Origin of the sequence: Pseudomonas sp. B21-051, assembly GCF_024748795.1 — a bacterium.
GTDB classification, from domain to species: domain Bacteria; phylum Pseudomonadota; class Gammaproteobacteria; order Pseudomonadales; family Pseudomonadaceae; genus Aquipseudomonas; species Aquipseudomonas putida_A.
Window position 1 is genome coordinate 1,796,478 of sequence record NZ_CP087166.1, and the last position, 18,029, is coordinate 1,814,506.

The 18,029-nt window shown below is 62.1% G+C and carries 20 protein-coding genes and 1 riboswitch; of the genes, 18 read left to right on the forward strand and 2 right to left on the reverse strand.

What is annotated here, in order from left to right:
• Positions 1-25: 25 nt before the first annotated feature.
• The 4 genes from LOY52_RS08120 (at position 26) to LOY52_RS08135 (ending at position 3,621) form a co-directional block, all read left to right on the forward strand.
• Positions 26-1,099, forward strand: a complete 1,074-nt coding sequence (locus LOY52_RS08120) for an AI-2E family transporter (RefSeq protein WP_258679013.1) — start codon at positions 26-28, stop codon at positions 1,097-1,099.
• A gap of 219 nt (positions 1,100-1,318) precedes the next feature.
• Positions 1,319-2,023, forward strand: a complete 705-nt coding sequence (hda, locus tag LOY52_RS08125) for a DnaA regulatory inactivator Hda (protein ID WP_025111852.1) — start codon at positions 1,319-1,321, stop codon at positions 2,021-2,023.
• A gap of 225 nt (positions 2,024-2,248) precedes the next feature.
• Positions 2,249-2,863 (forward strand): C40 family peptidase, encoded by a 615-nt coding sequence (locus LOY52_RS08130; protein ID WP_007962885.1) that lies wholly within the window; start codon positions 2,249-2,251, stop codon positions 2,861-2,863.
• 221 nt (positions 2,864-3,084) lie between these two features.
• Positions 3,085-3,621, forward strand: a complete 537-nt coding sequence (locus LOY52_RS08135; protein ID WP_034156233.1) for a C40 family peptidase — start codon at positions 3,085-3,087, stop codon at positions 3,619-3,621.
• Between the two features lie 132 nt (positions 3,622-3,753).
• On the opposite strand, the gene LOY52_RS08140 is transcribed toward LOY52_RS08135, so the two are convergent.
• Both LOY52_RS08140 and LOY52_RS08145 read right to left on the reverse strand, forming a co-directional pair.
• Positions 3,754-5,067: a sorbosone dehydrogenase family protein gene (locus tag LOY52_RS08140; protein WP_258679014.1), complete on the reverse strand. Its 1,314-nt coding sequence runs from the start codon at positions 5,065-5,067 to the stop codon at positions 3,754-3,756.
• 66 nt (positions 5,068-5,133) lie between these two features.
• On the reverse strand, positions 5,134-5,718 hold the full coding sequence (locus tag LOY52_RS08145; RefSeq protein WP_258679015.1) for a hypothetical protein: 585 nt from the start codon (positions 5,716-5,718) through the stop codon (positions 5,134-5,136).
• A gap of 164 nt (positions 5,719-5,882) precedes the next feature.
• A riboswitch (cobalamin riboswitch) is annotated at positions 5,883-6,114 on the forward strand.
• Positions 6,115-6,195: 81 nt separating this feature from the next.
• Here LOY52_RS08145 and cobO point away from each other — a divergent pair.
• The 14 genes from cobO to LOY52_RS08215 all read left to right on the forward strand — a co-directional run bounded on the left by cobO (position 6,196) and on the right by LOY52_RS08215 (position 17,855).
• A complete protein-coding gene (gene cobO / locus LOY52_RS08150; RefSeq protein ID WP_108589729.1) occupies positions 6,196-6,807 on the forward strand; it encodes a cob(I)yrinic acid a,c-diamide adenosyltransferase in 612 nt (203 codons plus the stop codon).
• On the forward strand, positions 6,804-8,153 hold the full coding sequence (locus LOY52_RS08155; protein ID WP_258679016.1) for a cobyrinate a,c-diamide synthase: 1,350 nt from the start codon (positions 6,804-6,806) through the stop codon (positions 8,151-8,153). Before cobO ends, LOY52_RS08155 begins: the two co-directional genes overlap by 4 nt.
• Before the next feature lie 47 nt (positions 8,154-8,200).
• Positions 8,201-8,851, forward strand: a complete 651-nt coding sequence (bluB, locus tag LOY52_RS08160) for a 5,6-dimethylbenzimidazole synthase (protein ID WP_258679017.1) — start codon at positions 8,201-8,203, stop codon at positions 8,849-8,851.
• Positions 8,848-9,756 (forward strand): adenosylcobinamide-phosphate synthase CbiB, encoded by a 909-nt coding sequence (gene cbiB / locus LOY52_RS08165; protein WP_258679018.1) that lies wholly within the window; start codon positions 8,848-8,850, stop codon positions 9,754-9,756. The genes bluB and cbiB overlap by 4 nt, the downstream gene beginning before the upstream one ends.
• Positions 9,749-10,741, forward strand: a complete 993-nt coding sequence (gene cobD, locus LOY52_RS08170) for a threonine-phosphate decarboxylase CobD (protein WP_258679019.1) — start codon at positions 9,749-9,751, stop codon at positions 10,739-10,741. The genes cbiB and cobD overlap by 8 nt, the downstream gene beginning before the upstream one ends.
• Positions 10,738-12,189, forward strand: a complete 1,452-nt coding sequence (locus LOY52_RS08175; RefSeq protein ID WP_258679020.1) for a cobyric acid synthase — start codon at positions 10,738-10,740, stop codon at positions 12,187-12,189. Before cobD ends, LOY52_RS08175 begins: the two co-directional genes overlap by 4 nt.
• Before the next feature lie 213 nt (positions 12,190-12,402).
• Entirely contained in the window at positions 12,403-12,924 is a 522-nt protein-coding gene (gene cobU, locus LOY52_RS08180; RefSeq protein ID WP_258679021.1) for a bifunctional adenosylcobinamide kinase/adenosylcobinamide-phosphate guanylyltransferase, read from the forward strand.
• Positions 12,921-13,976: a nicotinate-nucleotide--dimethylbenzimidazole phosphoribosyltransferase gene (cobT, locus tag LOY52_RS08185; RefSeq protein ID WP_258679022.1), complete on the forward strand. Its 1,056-nt coding sequence runs from the start codon at positions 12,921-12,923 to the stop codon at positions 13,974-13,976. The genes cobU and cobT overlap by 4 nt, the downstream gene beginning before the upstream one ends.
• A complete protein-coding gene (cobC, locus tag LOY52_RS08190) occupies positions 13,973-14,548 on the forward strand; it encodes an alpha-ribazole phosphatase family protein (protein ID WP_258679023.1) in 576 nt (191 codons plus the stop codon). The genes cobT and cobC overlap by 4 nt, the downstream gene beginning before the upstream one ends.
• A gap of 1 nt (position 14,549) precedes the next feature.
• The gene (locus LOY52_RS08195; protein WP_258679024.1) at positions 14,550-15,281 is read left to right on the forward strand and encodes an adenosylcobinamide-GDP ribazoletransferase; all 732 of its coding nucleotides are present in this window, start codon (positions 14,550-14,552) and stop codon (positions 15,279-15,281) included.
• 175 nt (positions 15,282-15,456) lie between these two features.
• Positions 15,457-15,861 carry a MarR family winged helix-turn-helix transcriptional regulator gene (locus LOY52_RS08200; protein WP_007950413.1) on the forward strand — a complete coding sequence of 135 codons (405 nt, stop codon included), beginning with the start codon at positions 15,457-15,459 and terminating at the stop codon, positions 15,859-15,861.
• 53 nt (positions 15,862-15,914) lie between these two features.
• A complete protein-coding gene (locus tag LOY52_RS08205; protein ID WP_258679025.1) occupies positions 15,915-17,123 on the forward strand; it encodes an MFS transporter in 1,209 nt (402 codons plus the stop codon).
• Positions 17,120-17,245, forward strand: coding sequence for a hypothetical protein (locus LOY52_RS08210; RefSeq protein WP_256588587.1), 126 nt, complete (start codon positions 17,120-17,122; stop codon positions 17,243-17,245). The genes LOY52_RS08205 and LOY52_RS08210 overlap by 4 nt, the downstream gene beginning before the upstream one ends.
• 55 nt (positions 17,246-17,300) lie before the next feature.
• Positions 17,301-17,855 (forward strand): glutathione peroxidase, encoded by a 555-nt coding sequence (locus LOY52_RS08215; protein WP_258679026.1) that lies wholly within the window; start codon positions 17,301-17,303, stop codon positions 17,853-17,855.
• The last annotated feature ends 174 nt before the right edge of the window (positions 17,856-18,029 follow it).

The window sequence follows — 18,029 nt, forward strand, 5'->3', positions numbered from 1 at the left end:
TATATAGAAGCAGTAGGAGTGGTACATGGCCGATACGCGGCGTTGGTTCTGGCTCGGTGGGGTAGTCCTGCTTTGCGCATTTGTCTGGTTGCTGCATCCGATCCTCACGCCGTTTCTGGTGGCGTTGCTGCTGGCGTATCTGTTCGATCCGCTGGTGGATCGGTTGGAGAAACTCGGTTTGTCGCGAACCTGGGGTGTGATCGCGGTGTTCGCCCTGTTCACCCTGATCGTTACCACGTTGCTGTTGGTGCTGGTGCCGATGCTCGCCAAGCAGTTGGTGCGTTTGTATGAGTTGGCGCCGCAGATGCTCGACTGGCTGCAGCACACGGCGCTGCCGTGGGCGCAATCGAAGCTGGGGCTGTCGGACGGTTTCTGGAAGTTCGACAAGGTCAAGGCGGCGATCAGCGAACACATGGGGCAGACCACTGACATCGTCGGTGTGGTGCTGAGTCAGGCGACGGCCTCGAGTCTGGCGCTGATCGGCTGGCTGGCGAATCTGGTGTTGATCCCGGTGGTGAGTTTCTACCTGCTGCGCGACTGGGACGTGATGATGGCCAAGATCCGCAGCCTGCTGCCGCGTGATCGTGAAGCAACCATCGTCTCGCTCGCCGGTGAGTGCCACGAGGTGCTCGGCGCGTTCGTACGCGGGCAGTTGCTGGTCATGCTGGCGCTGGGCGTGATCTACGCAGCGGGCCTGATGATTGTTGGTCTGGAACTGGGGCTGTTGATCGGCCTGATTGCAGGTCTGGCGGCCATCGTGCCGTACATGGGCTTTGTGATCGGTATTGGCGCTGCGCTGATTGCCGGGCTGTTCCAGTTCGGTGGCGACCTGTACCCGATGATCGGCATCGTCGCGGTATTCATGGTCGGGCAGGCGCTGGAAGGCATGGTGCTGACGCCGTTGCTGGTGGGCGACCGGATCGGCCTGCATCCGGTGGCGGTGATTTTCGCGATCCTGGCGGGTGGCGAGCTATTCGGCTTTACCGGTGTGCTGCTGGCATTGCCGGTGGCGGCGGTGATCATGGTGCTGGTGCGTCACGTGCACGATTTGTACAAGGACTCGGATATCTACAGCGGGGCAGATGAGCCTGAGTTGTAATCCGATCACGGGCGGCCCGGCATTGTGCCGGGTTGGCCCGTGTTTTGCGGCGGGGTGTTTCGATACCGCGTCAGAGAAACTGTCATAAAACCAGCGTGTTAACGCAAACCTTTGATTTTGCTTGGAGTCTGTCGCATTGTGCGCTCAGCTTCACGAGTATAAACTTCGCAAACTTTACACAGAGGCCACTAACGGTTCCTTGAGAACTGTTCAGTCAGCATGAAACCGATTCAGCTGCCCCTAGGTGTGCGTCTGCGTGACGACGCCACCTTCATCAACTACTACCCAGGCGCCAATGCCGCTGCACTCGGCTATGTCGAGCGCCTATGCGAAGCCGACGCCGGCTGGACCGAAAGTCTGATCTACCTGTGGGGCAAGCATGGGGTAGGGCGTACGCATCTGTTGCAGGCGGCGTGTCTGCGTTTCGAGCAGATGGGTGAACCGGCGGTGTATCTGCCGCTGGCCGAGCTGATGGATCGTGGTATCGAAATCCTCGACAACCTTGAGCAGTACGAACTGGTCTGCCTGGATGACTTGCAGGTGATTGCCGGCAAGCCGGACTGGGAAGAGGCGATGTTTCATCTGTTCAACCGCCTGCGTGACAGCGGTCGACGTTTGCTGATTGCCGCTTCAACCTCGCCGCGCGAACTGCCGGTGAAGCTGGCTGACCTTAAATCGCGCCTGACTCTGGCGCTGATCTTCCAGATGCGTCCGCTCTCCGATGAAGACAAATTGCGTGCCCTGCAATTGCGCGCGTCGCGTCGCGGTCTGCACCTGACCGATGAAGTCGGACACTTTATTCTGACTCGCGGCACCCGCAGCATGAGTGCATTGTTCGACCTGCTCGAACAGCTGGATCAGGCCTCGTTGCAGGCGCAACGCAAGCTGACCATTCCGTTCCTGAAAGAAACCCTCGGCTGGTAGCCAGCCCTTGAAATACGCGGCTTTGACCGCGTTTCGACATATTTCAGGCGCCAGAAAATCCGCTTTTCCGCAACGTGTGCAGACCGCGTATCGAGTCAAATGGGCTTAAGCGCTTAGATGTAAACGAGAAACCGGGAAGTCACAAAAAGATCGATTGAATTTGCAAATGAGGGCGATAGCGGGCATAGTCTCGGCTTCTTTACAACTTCAGCCACGGTCGTGCCCATGCTAAATCGCTTCGCACCCCTCGTGCCTCTCGCACTCGTCACCCTGTTGTTCGGTTGCGCTGCTCATTCTCCAGTTCAAGAGCAGCCTCAACAGGTTAAAAATTCTGCCACTGCCCAGTCTTCCGTTATTTACCAGGAAGAGCTGGACACCGAAAAAGAACTCTCGGACTTCAACAAGAAGCCGTACGAGCTCCCGGTTCTGGCCGACAGTATCCTGGAACGCGGCATGTCCCTGATCGGTACCCGTTACCGTTTCGGCGGTACCTCTGAAGCCGGCTTCGACTGCAGCGGTTTCATCGGTTATCTGTTTCGCGAAGAAGCCGGCATGAATCTGCCGCGCTCCACCCGTGAAATGATCAACGTGGATGCGCCTCTGGTCTCGCGCGGCAACCTTGAACCGGGCGATCTGCTGTTCTTCGCCACCAATGGTCGTCGCGGTCGTGTGAGCCATGCCGGGATCTACTTGGGTGACAACCAGTTCATCCACTCCAGCAGTCGTCGCAGCGGCGGTGTTCGCATCGACAGCCTGGGTGACAGCTACTGGAGCAAGACCTTCATCGAAGCCAAACGCGCCCTCGCAATGGCACCGACCGTGGTCACCGCTCGCAAGTGATTCCCCCCGTTGTCGCTACGTCCGTGGCGACAAAAACGGTTCCCGGCAAGGGAGTAGACCTAGACTTTACAAGGTGAAGTTAAAGTCTTACTTGAAGTTTGCCGCGTAGCCGCTAGAATCCTGTATCTATATTGATGGCAAACCGCCTGCGTGCTGCGCAGGCGGTTTTGTTTCTGTCCATTCGGCAGAGAAAGCCGCAGCCAGATCAGGATGTTCTGCTTATGACGATGTCGGCCCGCCTCACATTGATCTTCTTCGCAGCGCTGCTCAGCGCCTGCGCCAGCCGTACTCCGCCGCCTGCGCCCGTGGTTCGCGCCCCGGTGGTGTTTGGGCCTTCCCAAGCTTTTTCGCCGGCTGCTGAAGACGTGCTGTTTCGCGCGCTGGGCCTGGTTGGCACGCCTTATCGCTGGGGCGGCAACACACCGGACTCCGGGTTCGATTGCAGCGGTCTGATCGGTTTCGTCTACCGCGATGCCGCCGGCATCTCCTTGCCGCGCTCCACCCGCGAGATGATCGTGATGCAGGCGCCAAATGTCGGCAAAGAGGGGTTACAGACCGGCGACCTGATCTTCTTCGCCACCAATGGCGGTTCGCAGGTCAGTCATGCGGGGATTTACGTCGGCGAAGGGCGCTTCGTGCATGCGCCGGCAACCGGCGGCACAGTGAAGCTGGACAGCCTGTCGAAGGCGTACTGGCAGAAAGCGTATCTGAGTGCCAAGCGGGTATTGCAGCCTGAGCATCTGGCGCATAACCCGTAGTAAAAATCGCAGCCATTCCAATGTGGGAGCGAGCCTGCTCGCGAAAGCGGTGTATCAGTCAACTCAATGGAGGCTGACACTCCGCATTCGCGAGCAGGCTCGCTCTCACAGTTGTTTCAGGTCAGGCAAAAGTTACTTGGCGGACGACACCCGCCAAACCTTGTTCCCCACATCATCCGCCACCAGCAAACCACCTTGCTGGTCGATCACCACGCCTACCGGGCGGCCAAGTGCGTTCTCGTCCTTGTCGAGGAAACCGGTCAGCACATCCACCGGTGCTCCGTTCGGCTTGCCGGCCGCGAACGGTACGAAAATCACTTTATAACCACTGTGCGGTTTGCGGTTCCACGAGCCGTGTTGACCGATGAACGCGCCTTCCTTGAACTGCGCCGGCAGGCTGTTGCCTTCGGCGAAGGTCAGGCCCAGCGAGGCGGTGTGCGGGCCTACGGCATAGTCCGGAGCGATGGCCTTGGCCACCAGATCGAGATTCTGCGGCTTCACCCGCACGTCCACGTGCTGACCGTAATAACTGAAGGGCCAGCCATAGAAGCCGCCGTCCTTGACCGAGGTGATGTAGTCCGGCACCAGGTCGCTGCCGATTTCGTCACGCTCATTGACCGCTGTCCACAGCGCACCCGTGGTCGGTTCCCAGGCGAGGCCGTTGGGGTTGCGAATGCCCGAGGCGAAAATCCGGTGGTTACCGGTGGCGCGATCGACTTCCCAGATCGCCGCGCGACCTTCTTCTTTATCCAGACCATTCTCGCCGACGTTGCTGTTCGAGCCGACGGTGACGTACAGCTTGCTGCCGTCCTTGCTGGCGATAACGTTTTTGGTCCAGTGATGGTTCAGCGTACCGCCCGGCAGGTCGGTGACTTTGATCGGCTGGGTCTTGATCTCGGTCGTGCCGGTTTCGTAGTGGAAACGCAGCAGGCGATCGGTGTCGGCGACGTACAAATCGTTGCCGACCAGGGTCATGCCAAACGGCGAATTGAGGTTTTGCAGAAACACCGTGCGGGTCTCGGCCACGCCATCGTGGTCGGCATCGCGCAGCAGGGTGATACGGTTCGGGCTCGGCACACCAGCGCCGGCCTTGCCCATGACTTTCTTCATCACCCAACCACGAATGCCGCTGCTGTCGTCAGGCTTGGGCGGGGCGTTGGTTTCCGCCACCAGCACGTCACCGTTGGGCAGCACGTAGAGCCAGCGCGGATGGTCGAGGCCTTCGGCGAATGCTGCGACTTGCGTGCCGGCTGCGGCGGTCGGTTTACCGCCGGCGGGCCAGCCGACCGCCGGGGCGATGTTCACCGTCGGGATCAGGGTTTTGTTTGGTTCAGGCAGTTTCGGTGACGGGCCGGTGCCGTCAGAAACTTGCAGGCTGGAGGATTCACCGCAGGCGGCGAGCCCTCCGGCGAGGGTGATGACGAGAGCGAGTTGGGTTTTGCGCATTACTGATCTTCCCTATGAATGCATGCCTAATCATAGAGGAGCGCGCGCACCCGATGGTTCAACCGCTCAACCTCGGGCCTCTTTGAACAGCACGGCGATGCCTGGGTGATAGTTGCCCGCTTCGCTGCGCAACTTGCGGTAGGCGTAGGGGAAATACCAGGCCACTGCGCAGCAGTGTTCCTTTTGCAGGTCGTCGACCATGTCTTGCAACTCTTCGGGGCTGGCGCTGTGTTGGGCTTTTTGCGGGGCGACGAACAGGCAGCCGAGCTTGAGGTCGCTGGCAAAACTGATGCGTTTGGCGTCGCTGGTGATGTCCAGCAGGGCCTGGGTCAGATTGAGGTTGTTGACCCGTGGCCAGCGCTGGGTCGCCTGAAGGTAGGCGCGGTCTTCAGCCCCGGCGATGAACAGGTCGGCGCGAGCATTGCGTTCGCCTTCCTCGTTCTGCTTTCGGGTCGAGGTATCACAAAGGGTCACCAGCTCGGCCATCCATGCCGCCGCGGAGAGCAATCCGAGATTGGCTTTCTCGTCATGCCAGTAAGGGGTGTCGTTGTCGCCGCGAATGGTGTTGTAGCGGTCGATACAGTCAAACCAGCGTTCCAGCATCGGGCGCAGGAATTCCAGGCGCGGGTTGCTGATGATCATGCCTTGCATCGTCATCATCCTTATTGTTGTGGTGTGCTTTTTCAAACAAAAGCATGGCTCTTTGATATCACTTGTCTCAGTGTGGCACAAGATTGGCGTCGGTTAATTGATCGACGGCAGTTATTCGCCCGACGGCCCCCTCTTTAATTGACGCTCCACCCCCAACCCTCTAACCTTCGCGGCTTGTTTCAGGTGCTCTGTGACCTGTGTCGACAGAGTGAAACAGGGAAGCCGGTGAGGGTTGTCTTCAGGCGAAGCACGATCACGATCCCGGCGCTGCCCCCGCAACGGTAAATGAGTGAAAACTGCGCCTTGAGCCACTGTGTCGACCGACGCGGGAAGGCGCGCAGTCAGGCGATTCGCCGCTCATGAGCCCGGAGACCGGCCTGATCCATCCAGCGGCATCACGGTGGGCGATGCCAGGCTTTTTGCCGTCTATTCTTGTGCCTGCCCGCCGTTATCCAGCCTCAACGGAGAGCTCCCCTCATGACCGATTCCCCCGAGCGCGACGAACGCCATCTGGCGCGTATGCAGCGCAAAAAAGCCGTGATCGACGAACGCATCGCCAATTCCCCTGACGAGTGCGGCCTGGTGCTGGTGCTGACCGGCAATGGCAAAGGCAAAAGCAGCTCGGCGTTCGGCATGCTCGCCCGCGCCATGGGCCATGGCATGCAGTGCGGCGTGGTGCAGTTCATCAAGGGCCGCAACAGCACTGGCGAAGAACTGTTCTTCCGCCGCTTCCCCGAGCAAGTGCGTTTTCACGTGATGGGCGAGGGTTTCACCTGGGAAACCCAGGATCGCCAACGTGACATCGCCGCCGCCGAAGCCGCGTGGGAAGTGTCCCGCGAGCTGCTGCGTGATCCGTCGATCGGCCTGGTGGTGCTGGACGAATTGAACATCGCCCTCAAGCACGGTTACCTCGATCTCGATCAGGTGCTGAGCGATTTGCAGGCGCGTCCGCCGATGCAACACGTGATCGTCACCGGTCGCGCGGCCAAGCCGGAAATGATCGAGATGGGCGATACCGTCACCGAAATGGGCATGCTCAAACACGCCTTCCAGGCCGGCATCAAAGCGCAGAAAGGCGTCGAACTTTGAATCAACCACGTCACTGCCCGGCGGTACTGATCGCCGCGCCGGCCTCCGGTCAGGGCAAGACCACCGTCACCGCCGCGCTCGCGCGCTTGCATCGCAATCAAGGGCGCAAGGTGCGCGTGTTCAAGTGCGGCCCGGACTTCCTCGACCCGATGATTCTCGAGCGCGCCAGCGGTGCGCCGGTGTATCAACTGGACATGTGGATGGTCGGCGAGCAGGAAAGCCGCCGCCTGTTGTGGGAAGCCGCCGCCGAAGCCGATCTGATCCTGATCGAAGGCGTGATGGGTCTGTTCGACGGCACGCCGTCCAGCGCCGATCTGGCGCGGCATTTCGGCGTACCGGTGCTCGGCGTGATCGACGGCACCGCCATGGCCCAGACCTTCGGCGCGTTGGCGTTGGGGCTGGCGCGTTATCAGCCGGATCTGCCGTTCGCCGGCGTGCTGGCCAACCGTGTCGGCACCTTGCGTCATGCGCAATTGCTCGAAGGCAGCCTCACCGAAGGTTTGCGCTGGTACGGCGCGCTGTCCCGCGAGACCGGGATCGAGCTGCCGAGCCGCCATCTCGGTCTGGTGCAGGCCAGCGAACTGAATGACCTCGACCTGCGTCTCGACGCCGCCGCCGAAGCCTTGGCCAGCAGTTGCGAGGTAGCGCTGCCACCGGCCGTGGAATTCGCTGCGCCTGAAGTGATCCCTGCTGAACCGCTGCTCGACGGCGTGCGCATCGCCGTCGCTCGCGATGAAGCCTTTGCGTTCACTTATGGCGCCAGTCTCGATCTGCTGCGGGCGATGGGCGCTGAGTTGAGCTTCTTCTCGCCGATCCGCGATACGCAATTGCCCGAGGCCGACAGTCTGTATCTGCCCGGTGGTTACCCGGAATTGCACCATGTCGCGCTGGCGCAAAACACCGCGATGCTCGATGCGATCCGTGCGCACCACGCCGCCGGTAAACCGCTGCTCGCCGAATGCGGTGGCATGCTCTATCTGCTCGATGCGCTAACTGATGTTGACGGCACCCGCGCCGAACTGGTCGGCCTGCTGCGCGGTGAGGCGGTGATGCAAAAACGTCTGGCCGCACTGGCACTGCAAGCGGTGGATTTGCCGGAAGGTTCGTTGCGCGGCCACACCTATCACCATTCCCTGACCAGCACCGAGCTGACGCCGATTGCCCGGGGCATCAGCCCGAATGGCGGGCGCGGGGCGGAGGCGGTTTATCGGGAGGGGCGGATGACGGCGTCCTACGTGCATTTTTACTTTCCGTCGAATCCGAAGGCGATTGCCGCGTTGTTTGCGCCAGAATGTCAGGCCGCCTTCGCGAGCAGGCTCGCTCCCACAGGGGATCGCGTTTCTTGAGCAAGCACCCCGTCCAATGTGGGAGCGAGCCTGCTCGCGAAGAGTCCATGGCCGACAACACATTCTCCGAAGCCGAGCGCCAAGCCGTCTACCGAGCCATCGCCGAACGCCGCGACATGCGCCACTTCACCGGCGGCACGGTCGAACCGGAGCTGCTGCGCCGTCTACTCGAAGCCGCGCATCAGGCGCCCAGCGTCGGTCTGATGCAGCCATGGCGCTTCATCCGCATCAGCGATCGCGCCCTGCGCGGGCAGATCCAGAACCTCGTCGAAGAAGAACGTGTGCGTACCGCCGAAGCCCTCGGCGAGCGCAGTGACGAGTTCATGAAGCTCAAGGTCGAAGGCATCAACGACTGCGCCGAAGTCCTGGTCGCGGCGCTGATGGACGATCGCGAAAAACATATTTTCGGCCGTCGTACGCTGCCGGAAATGGACATGGCCTCGCTGTCCTGCGCGATTCAGAACCTGTGGCTGGCGTCCCGTGCCGAAGGACTGGGCATGGGCTGGGTTTCACTGTTCGAACCGCAGGCACTGGCCGATCTGCTGCAATTACCGGCCGGGGCCAAGCCGTTGGCGGTGTTGTGCCTGGGTCCGGTCAAGGAATTCTATCCGGCGCCGATGCTGGTACTCGAAGGGTGGGCGCAGGCGCGGCCGCTCAATGAGTTGCTGTACGAAAATTATTGGGGAGTGAGTCAATGAGTGTGGCGTTGTTGAGTGTCGCCGCGGTCGCGCTGGATGCGCTGCTGGGTGAACCGAAACGCTGGCATCCGCTGGTGGCGTTCGGCAATTTTGCCGGGCGCATCGAGCGCCGTTTCAATGCGGGCGGGCGTGGCTGGCGCAGTCATGGGGTCACCGCGTGGGTGATCGCGGTGCTGCCGCTGACCTTGCTCGCCACCGCGTTTTCCTGGGCGCCTTACGTGGGCTGGATCGTCGAGATTCTTGCGCTGTATTGCGCCCTCGGCATGCGCAGCCTCGGTGAGCATGTCGCACCAGTAGCCGCCGCCTTGCGCGCTGACGATCTGGAAGAAGCGCGCAAGCGTGTTGGCTATCTGGTCAGCCGCCAGACCAGCGAACTGGACAGCACCGCCGTCGCCCGTGCCGCCACCGAGTCGGTGCTGGAAAACGGCAGTGACGCAGTGTTCGCCGCGCTGTTCTGGTTTGTCGTGGCGGGTGCACCGGGCGTGGTGCTCTATCGCCTGAGCAATACGCTCGACGCGATGTGGGGCTATCGCAACGAACGCTTCGAGCGCTTCGGCTGGTGCGCGGCAAAAATCGACGACGTGCTCAACTACATTCCGGCCCGACTGGTGGCGCTGACCTACGCGCTGCTGGGCAACACCTCGCTCGCCTGGAAATGCTGGCGCAGCCAAGGCCCGCAATGGGACAGCCCGAATGCCGGTCCAGTGATGGCGGCCGGTGCCGGCGCGTTGAATGTCGAACTGGGCGGCCCGGCGATCTATCACGGCGAACTGCACGAGCGTCCGCAACTGGGCGAAGGTCCGCCGGCGGATGCTGATTCGATTGATCGCGGCTGGCAATTGGTCCAGCGCGGGGTATGGTTATGGCTGCTGATTCTCTGCGTGGGGGCTGAATTCTATGCTTGAGCACGGTGGCCGGCTGCGCAAGGCTGCACTCGATTACGGGATTGCCGAGGCTGACTGGCTCGACCTGTCCAGCGGCCTCGCGCCGTGGCCGTTTGCGATCCCGGAGATTCCGTTGCGCGCCTGGGCACGCTTGCCGGAAACCGATGACGGGCTGGAACAGGCCGCGTGTGATTACTACGGCGCTTCGCAGGTGCTGCCGGTGGCCGGTTCGCAGATGGCGATCCAATTGCTGCCGCGTCTGCGCCGCGCTGGCAAGGTCGGTGTGTTGTCGCCGTGTTATGCCGAGCACGCCGAAGCCTGGCGTCGCAGTGGTTATATCGTGCGCGAAGTGCTGGAGCAGGAAGTCGAATTCTTTCTCGATAGCCTCGACGTGCTGGTGGTGGTCAATCCGAACAACCCTACCGGCCTGAGCCTGACCCCGGCGCGGTTGCTCGACTGGCACGCGCGGCTGGCCCAGCGTGGCGGCTGGCTGGTGGTCGATGAAGCGTTCATGGACAACACGCCGCAGCTGAGTCTGGCGCCGCATGCTAACCAGATCGGATTGATTGTGCTGCGTTCGTTCGGCAAGTTTTTCGGTCTGGCCGGGGTGCGTCTGGGCTTCGTGCTGGCCGAGCGCAAGTTGCTCAGATTGCTCGCGGAACAGGTCGGGCCCTGGGCGGTCAGCGGGCCGACGCGGGTGCTCGGTCAGGCTTGCCTGCAAGACACCGAAGCGCACACCCGGCAACGCATTCGTAGCGACGAGGCCAGTGAACGTCTGGCGCTGCTGCTGGAGCGCTATGGCTTCAAACCTCACGGCGGTTGCGCGTTGTTTCAGTGGCTGACCACCGAGCACGCACCTGCGTTGCACGAGTTCATGGCCCGACGCGGGATCCTCCTGCGCATCTTCACCCACAACAGCAGCCTGCGTTTCGGCCTGCCTGCCAACGCCGCTGAAGAAGCGCGTCTCGAACAGGCGCTGCAAGCCTTTGCCAAGGAATCGAAATGACCACGCTGATGGTGCAAGGCACCACGTCCGACGCTGGTAAAAGCACGCTGGTGACGGCGCTGTGCCGCTGGGCCACCCGTCAGGGCGTGGCGGTGGTGCCGTTCAAACCGCAGAACATGGCGCTCAACAGCGCGGTGACCGCCGACGGCGGCGAGATCGGCCGGGCGCAAGCGGTGCAGGCGCAAGCGGCGCATCTTGAACCACACACCGACATGAACCCGGTGCTGCTCAAGCCCAACAGCGACACCGGCGCGCAGGTGATCATTCATGGCCGTGCGGTCACCAGCATGAATGCCGTGGCGTATCACGACTACAAAGCCATCGCCATGCAAGCGGTGCTCGCGTCGCACGAGCGGCTGAGCGCGGCGTATCCGCTGGTGATGGTCGAAGGCGCTGGCTCGCCGGCCGAGATCAATCTGCGTGCCGGTGACATCGCCAACATGGGCTTTGCCGAAGCGGTGGATTGTCCGGTGCTGCTGATCGCCGACATCAATCGTGGCGGCGTGTTTGCCCATCTGGTGGGCACGCTGGAGCTGCTGTCACCGAGTGAACAGGCGCGGGTCAAAGGCTTCATCATCAACCGTTTTCGCGGTGACATCGCCTTGCTGCAACCGGGCCTCGACTGGCTGGAGCAGCGCACCGGCAAACCGGTGGTGGGCGTGCTGCCATATGTGATGGACCTGCATCTGGAGGCTGAGGACGGCATCGACCAGCGCCAGACCGACAAGGCCGAGCAAGTGCTGAAAGTGGTGGTGCCGGTGCTGCCGCGCATCAGCAATCACACCGACTTCGATCCGCTGCGTTTGCATCCGCAGGTCGATCTGCAATTTATCGGCCCGGGGCAGGCGATCCCTGCCGCCGACCTGATCATCCTGCCTGGCTCGAAAAGCGTGCGCAGCGACCTCGCGTATCTGCGCGCCAATGGCTGGGACACGGCGATCAATCGGCACTTGCGCTATGGCGGCAAGTTGCTGGGGATCTGTGGCGGCCTGCAAATGCTCGGCGAGCAAGTGCACGATCCGCTGGGCCTGGAAGGCGCACCGGGTTCGAGTGCCGGCCTGGGTTTGCTGGCGTTCGAAACCATGCTGGAAGCCGAGAAGCAGTTGCGCAATGTCCGTGGGCATCTGGCGCTGGAAAACGCTGAGGTCAGTGGCTATGAAATCCATGCGGGAGTGACGGTGGGGCCGGCGCTGGAAAATGCGGCGGTGCATCTGGATGACGGTCGTTGCGACGGCGCGCAGAGTCTGGACGGGCAGGTGTTCGGCACTTATCTGCATGGCTTGTTCGAGTCGCCGCAGGCCAGTACCGCGTTGCTGCGTTGGGCCGGTTTGAACGACGTGCAGGAGGTGGATTATCACGGCTTGCGCGAGCGCGATATCGAGCGGTTGGCGGATCTGGTGGAGCAGCATCTGGATACCGGGCTGCTGCGTCAGCTCTGCGGGATTTAGGCTGGCTGTTACGGCCTCTTCGCGAGCAGGCTCGCTCCCACTTTGGAACGCATTCCCATGTGGGAGCGAGCCTGCTCGCGAAAGGGGGCGGTTGCCTCAACACATAAATTCAGGATGTTCCCATGCTCCCACATGAGAATGCATTCCAGGGTGGGAGCGGGCTTGCCCGCGAAGGGGCCGGTCGCCTCAACATATAATTTTCAGGATGTCCCCATGCTCCAACTGATCCTCGGCGGCGCCCGCTCCGGCAAAAGTCGCCTGGCGGAAAAGCTCGCCAGCGACAGCCAACTGGCGGTCACTTACATCGCCACCAGCCAGCCGCTGGACGGTGAAATGAACGAACGCGTCGCCCATCACCGCGCCCGGCGTCCGGTGGAGTGGGCGCTGATCGAAGAACCGCTGGAGCTGGCCCGCGTCCTGCGCGAGAACGCCAGTGCCGAGCGTTGCCTGCTGGTGGATTGCCTGACCCTGTGGCTGACCAATCTGCTGATGCTCGATGACGCCGCGCGGCTCACCGCTGAGCGTGAAGCCCTGCTGGACTGCCTGGCGTCATTGCCGGGAGAAATCATTTTTGTCAGCAACGAGACCGGAATGGGTGTCGTGCCGCTGGGCGAATTGACTCGCCGCTACGTCGATGAAGCCGGTTGGCTGCATCAAGCTCTGGCCGAGCGTTGTCAGCGAGTCGTCCTGACCGTCGCCGGCCTGCCCCTGACCCTGAAAGGATCTGCGTTATGACTCAAGCGTGGTGGTTGAACCCGTACCAATCCGTGAATGCCGAGATCGTTGAACAAGCGGCGGCGCGCCAACAGCAACTGACCAAACCGGCCGGCTCCCTCGGTCGCCTCGAAAGCGTGGCGGTGCAACTGGCCGGATTGCAGGGGCAGATCAAACCGACGCTGGAGCGGGTCTGGATCGCGATTTTCGCCGGTGATCACGGGGTGGTCGCGGAAGGCGTTTCCGCATTCCCGCAGGAAGTCACCGGGCAGATGTTGCTCAACTTCGTCAGCGGCGGTGCGGCAATCAGCGTGCTGGCGCGGCAGCTCGATGCGCAGCTGGAAGTGGTCGATCTGGGCACCGTGACACCGACGTTGAATCTGCCGGGCGTGCGTCATCTGAACATCGGCCCGGGCACGGCGAATTTCGCCAAGGGCGCGGCGATGACCCAGGCACAGGGCGAACTCGCCTTGCAGGCCGGTCGCGACAGCGTGCTGCGCGCCAAAGCGGCTGGCACGCAGTTGTTCATCGGCGGCGAAATGGGCATCGGCAACACCACTGCCGCCAGTGCGCTGGCGTGTGCTTTGCTCGACTGTCCGGTGGAGCACCTGACCGGTCCCGGCACGGGGTTGAATGCCGAGGGCGTCAGCCATAAAGCACAAGTGATCGAGCGCGCACTGGCGCTGCACGCGGCGCAACGTGGCGATGCGCTGCAAACCCTGTTCAACCTCGGCGGTTTTGAAATCGCCGCACTGGTCGGCGCGTACCTGGCTTGTGCGCAGGAAGGTGTCGCGGTGCTGGTCGACGGCTTTATCTGCACGGTCGCCGCTTTGGTCGCGGTGCGGCTGAATCCGGCCTGCCGCGAGTGGCTGCTGTTCGGTCATCGTGGGGCCGAGCCGGGCCATCGCCATGTGCTGGAAACCCTTAACGCCGAACCGTTGCTGGAGCTCGGCCTGCGTTTGGGCGAGGGCAGCGGGGCGGCATTGGCCGTGCCGCTGTTGCGTCTGGCCTGTGACTTGCACGGGCAGATGGCGACGTTCGCCGAAGCCGCGGTGGCGGATCGTCCGGCATGACCTTGCGTCTGGACCTGCTGCGCCACGGTGAGACTGAACTGGGCGGCGGTTTGCGCGGCAGTCTCGATGATGCGCTCACCGAAAAGGGTTGGGCACAGATGCGTGCCGCCGTGGTCGCGGGCGGGCCATGGAATCGGTTGATCAGTTCGCCGCTGCAGCGTTGTGCGCGGTTTGCCGCCGAGCTGGGCGAGCAACTGAATTTGCCGGTTCATTTGGACAAGCACCTGCAGGAACTGCATTTCGGTGCCTGGGAGGGCCAGAGCGCAGCGGCGTTGATGGAGACTGATGCCGAGGCGCTGGGGTTGTTCTGGGCCGATCCATATGCCTTCACGCCGCCACAGGGTGAGCCGGTCAGCGATTTTGCGGCTCGCGTGCTGGGCGCGGTTGCGCGGTTGCATCAGGCCTATGCCGGTGAACGCGTTTTGTTGATCAGTCATGGCGGCGTGATGCGTCTGTTGCTGGCGCAGGCGCGAGGTTTACCGCGTGAGCAGTTGCTCAATGTCGAAGTCGCGCATGCTTCGCTGTTTGCGCTCAGCGTCGAAGCCGATGGCGTGCTCAAGGAAGGACACTGAGATGCTGCCACTGTGGATCGCCCTGCAATTTCTCAGCAGTTTGCCGATTCGTCTGCCGGGTATGCCGGAGCCGCAACAGCTCGGGCGTTCGCTGTTGTTTTATCCGCTGGTGGGGTTGCTGTTCGGGGTGATCCTCTGGGTATTCAACCTGGTATTGGCTGGCGCGCCGTTGTTGTTGCATGCGGCGCTGTTGCTGACGGTGTGGGTGCTGCTCAGCGGCGCGCTGCACCTCGACGGACTGGCCGACAGCGCCGATGCCTGGCTCGGTGGTTTCGGTGATCGCGAGCGCACGCTGACGATCATGAAGGATCCGCGCAGCGGGCCGATCGCGGTGGTGACGCTGGTGTTGGTGTTGCTGCTGAAGTTCTGCGCGTTGCTGGCGCTGATCGAGCAGGGGCACGCAGTGATGTTGATCATCGTGCCGTTGTTGGGGCGTGCGGCGCTGCTGGGACTGTTTCTGACCACACCGTATGTGCGCGCGGGTGGGTTGGGGCAGGCATTGGCGGATCATCTGCCGCGCCGGGCCGGTTGGTGGGTGCTTGGGGCGAGTGCGCTGGCCTGCTTGCTGATTGCCGGGGTGAAAGCGATTGTTGCGCTGGTTGTCGCGTTGGTCGGGTTTGTCGGGCTGCGGCACGTGATGATGCGGCGGTTGGGCGGGACTACGGGCGATACGGCGGGGGCGTTGCTGGAGTTGCTGGAAATGGCGGTGCTGGTTGGGGTGGTGTTGGTCTGACATCTTGCTAAGACAGGTGTCGGCCTCTTCGCGAGCAGGCTCGCTCCCACATTTGGTATGCATTCCCCTGTGGGAGCGAGCCTGCTCGCGAAAGCGGTCTACCAGGCGCTACAAATGTATGGGTAAAACTCATGTGTAACTTGATTTAACACAGTCGCGGGTATATACACGCATCATGCTTCCTTCTCAGTGTTTGTGCACCAACCTGCGTCGCGCCGCTCGTGGCGTCAGCAGGCATTACGACGGCGCTCTCGACGGCTTCGGGATCAACGTTGCCCAGTATTCTTTGCTGTGCAATCTGCAGCGTCTGGATCAACCGAGCATCTCGGAACTGGCCGAAGCCATGGGTCTGGATCGCAGCACCCTGGGGCGCAACCTGCGGGTCCTGGAAGGCGAGGGCCTGGTGGCGCTGGCCGAGGGCGAGGATATGCGTAACCGCATCGTCCGGCTCACCGAAACCGGTGCACAGCGCCTCGCGGCCGCGCTGCCGGCCTGGGAAGCGGCGCAACAGCGATTGATCGATCGTCTGGGCGCCGAGAAGCGTGAAACCTTGCTGCGACTGTTGGATGAACTGGCCTGAAGGCCGGTTTTTCCGGTTTTAAGCGGGTATATACCCGCGAACGGAGAATAATAATGACATCGATGTGGCGTACGTGCGGTTGGGTGTTGCTGGGAAGTGCGCTGATTCTGGCGTTGTCATTGGGCGTGCGGCATGGCTTCGGTCTGTTCCTGTCGCCGATGAGTGCGCAGTTCGGCTGGGGGCGCGAAGTGTTTGCCTTCGCCATCGCCTTGCAGAACCTGATCTGGGGTCTGGCGCAGCCGTTCACTGGCGCCCTGGCTGACCGTTTCGGGGCGGCGAAAGTGGTGCTGGTCGGCGGCGTGCTGTATGCCGCGGGCCTGGTGTGCATGGGGCTGTCCGATTCGGCGCTGACCCTGTCGCTGAGTGCGGGCCTGTTGATCGGTATTGGTCTGTCCGGTACGTCGTTCTCGGTGATTCTCGGTGTGGTTGGCCGTGCCGTACCGCCGGAAAAACGCAGCATGGGCATGGGCATCGCCAGTGCTGCCGGTTCGTTCGGCCAGTTTGCGATGTTGCCGGGCACGCTGGGGTTGATCGGCTGGCTCGGCTGGTCGGCGGCGCTGTTGGTGCTAGGCCTGCTGGTGGCGCTGATCGTGCCGCTGGTGAGCATGCTCAAGGACAAGCCGCTGCCGGCGCTGGGCCACGAGCAGAGCTTGTCCGAGGCATTGCGCGAAGCTTGTTCGCACTCGGGGTTCTGGCTGTTGGCGTTCGGCTTTTTCGTCTGCGGCTTCCAGGTGGTTTTCATTGGCGTGCATCTACCGGCTTATCTGGTCGATCAGCATCTGCCGGCGACGGTCGGCACCACGGTGCTGGCGCTGATCGGGCTGTTCAATATCTTCGGCACTTACACCGCCGGCTGGCTCGGCGGGCGCATGTCCAAGCCGCGTCTGTTGACGGCGTTGTACCTGCTGCGTGCGGTGGTGATCGTGCTGTTCCTGTGGCTGCCGGTGACGACGACCTCGGCGTACCTGTTCGGCATGGCCATGGGCTTCCTGTGGCTGTCGACGGTGCCATTGACCAACGGCACGGTGGCGACCTTGTTTGGCGTGCGCAATCTGTCCATGCTCGGCGGTATCGTGTTCCTCTTTCATCAGCTCGGCTCGTTCCTCGGCGGCTGGTTGGGTGGGGTGGTGTATGACCGTACCGGGAGTTATGACTTGATCTGGCAAGTGGCGATTCTTTTGAGCCTGCTGGCGGCCGCGCTGAACTGGCCGGTGCGCGAACGTCCGGTGGCGCGTCTGCAGCCGGCTGTCGGCGCCGTATGAAGCGTTCCTGGCCGCGAATCGCCTTCACCGCACTCGGCGCGCTGTTGCTGGCGCTGGTGTGGTGGGGCTGGCATCAAGGCGGCCTGGCATTGATGCAGTTGGGCCTGGGCGCTTGCTTGTAGGCTTGGATGGCGAGTAACGTCGGGAGTCTGATGACTGCTCAAAGGATGCCCCGACATGCTCATGCGCTGGTGTGCTGTACCCGCGTTGCTGATGGCGTTGACCGGACTGGCCCAGGCCGCTGACTGTCCGGAGGCGCTGCAAGGTTCGTTGCCCAAGTTGCGCGCCAAGGAATCCGTCGATCTGTGCCAGCGCTACGCCGGCAAGCCGCTGGTGGTGGTCAATACCGCCAGTTTCTGCGGCTTCGCCCCACAGTTCGAGGGCCTCGAAGCGCTCAATCAGCATTACAAAGCGCAAGGCCTGGAAATGCTCGGCGTGCCGTCCAATGACTTCAAGCAGGAGTCCAAGGACAGCGCCGAAACCGCCAAGGTCTGCTACGCCAACTACGGCGTGACGTTCACCATGACCGAGCCGCAGAAAGTCCGTGGCGACGATGCTACTCACTTGTTCAAGGTGTTGGCCGAACAGAGCAGTGCGCCGAAGTGGAATTTCTACAAGTACGTGATCGATCGGCAAGGCAAGGTGATTGCCAATTTCTCCAGCCTGACCAAGCCGGATGACCCGGAGTTTATTGCGGCAGTCGAGAAGGCCATCGCCTCAAAACCACTGTAACCATGAAGATGCGTGCCTTTGCCCCGTTCCTGTAGGAGCTGCGGAACGCTGCGATCTTTTGATTTTAAAGATCAGAATCAAAAGATCGCAGCGTGCCGCAGCTCCTACAGTGGCGGTCATGCGAGAACAAAAAAGCCCCGCTTTCTGCAAAGAGAGCGGGGCTTATTTGTGGGC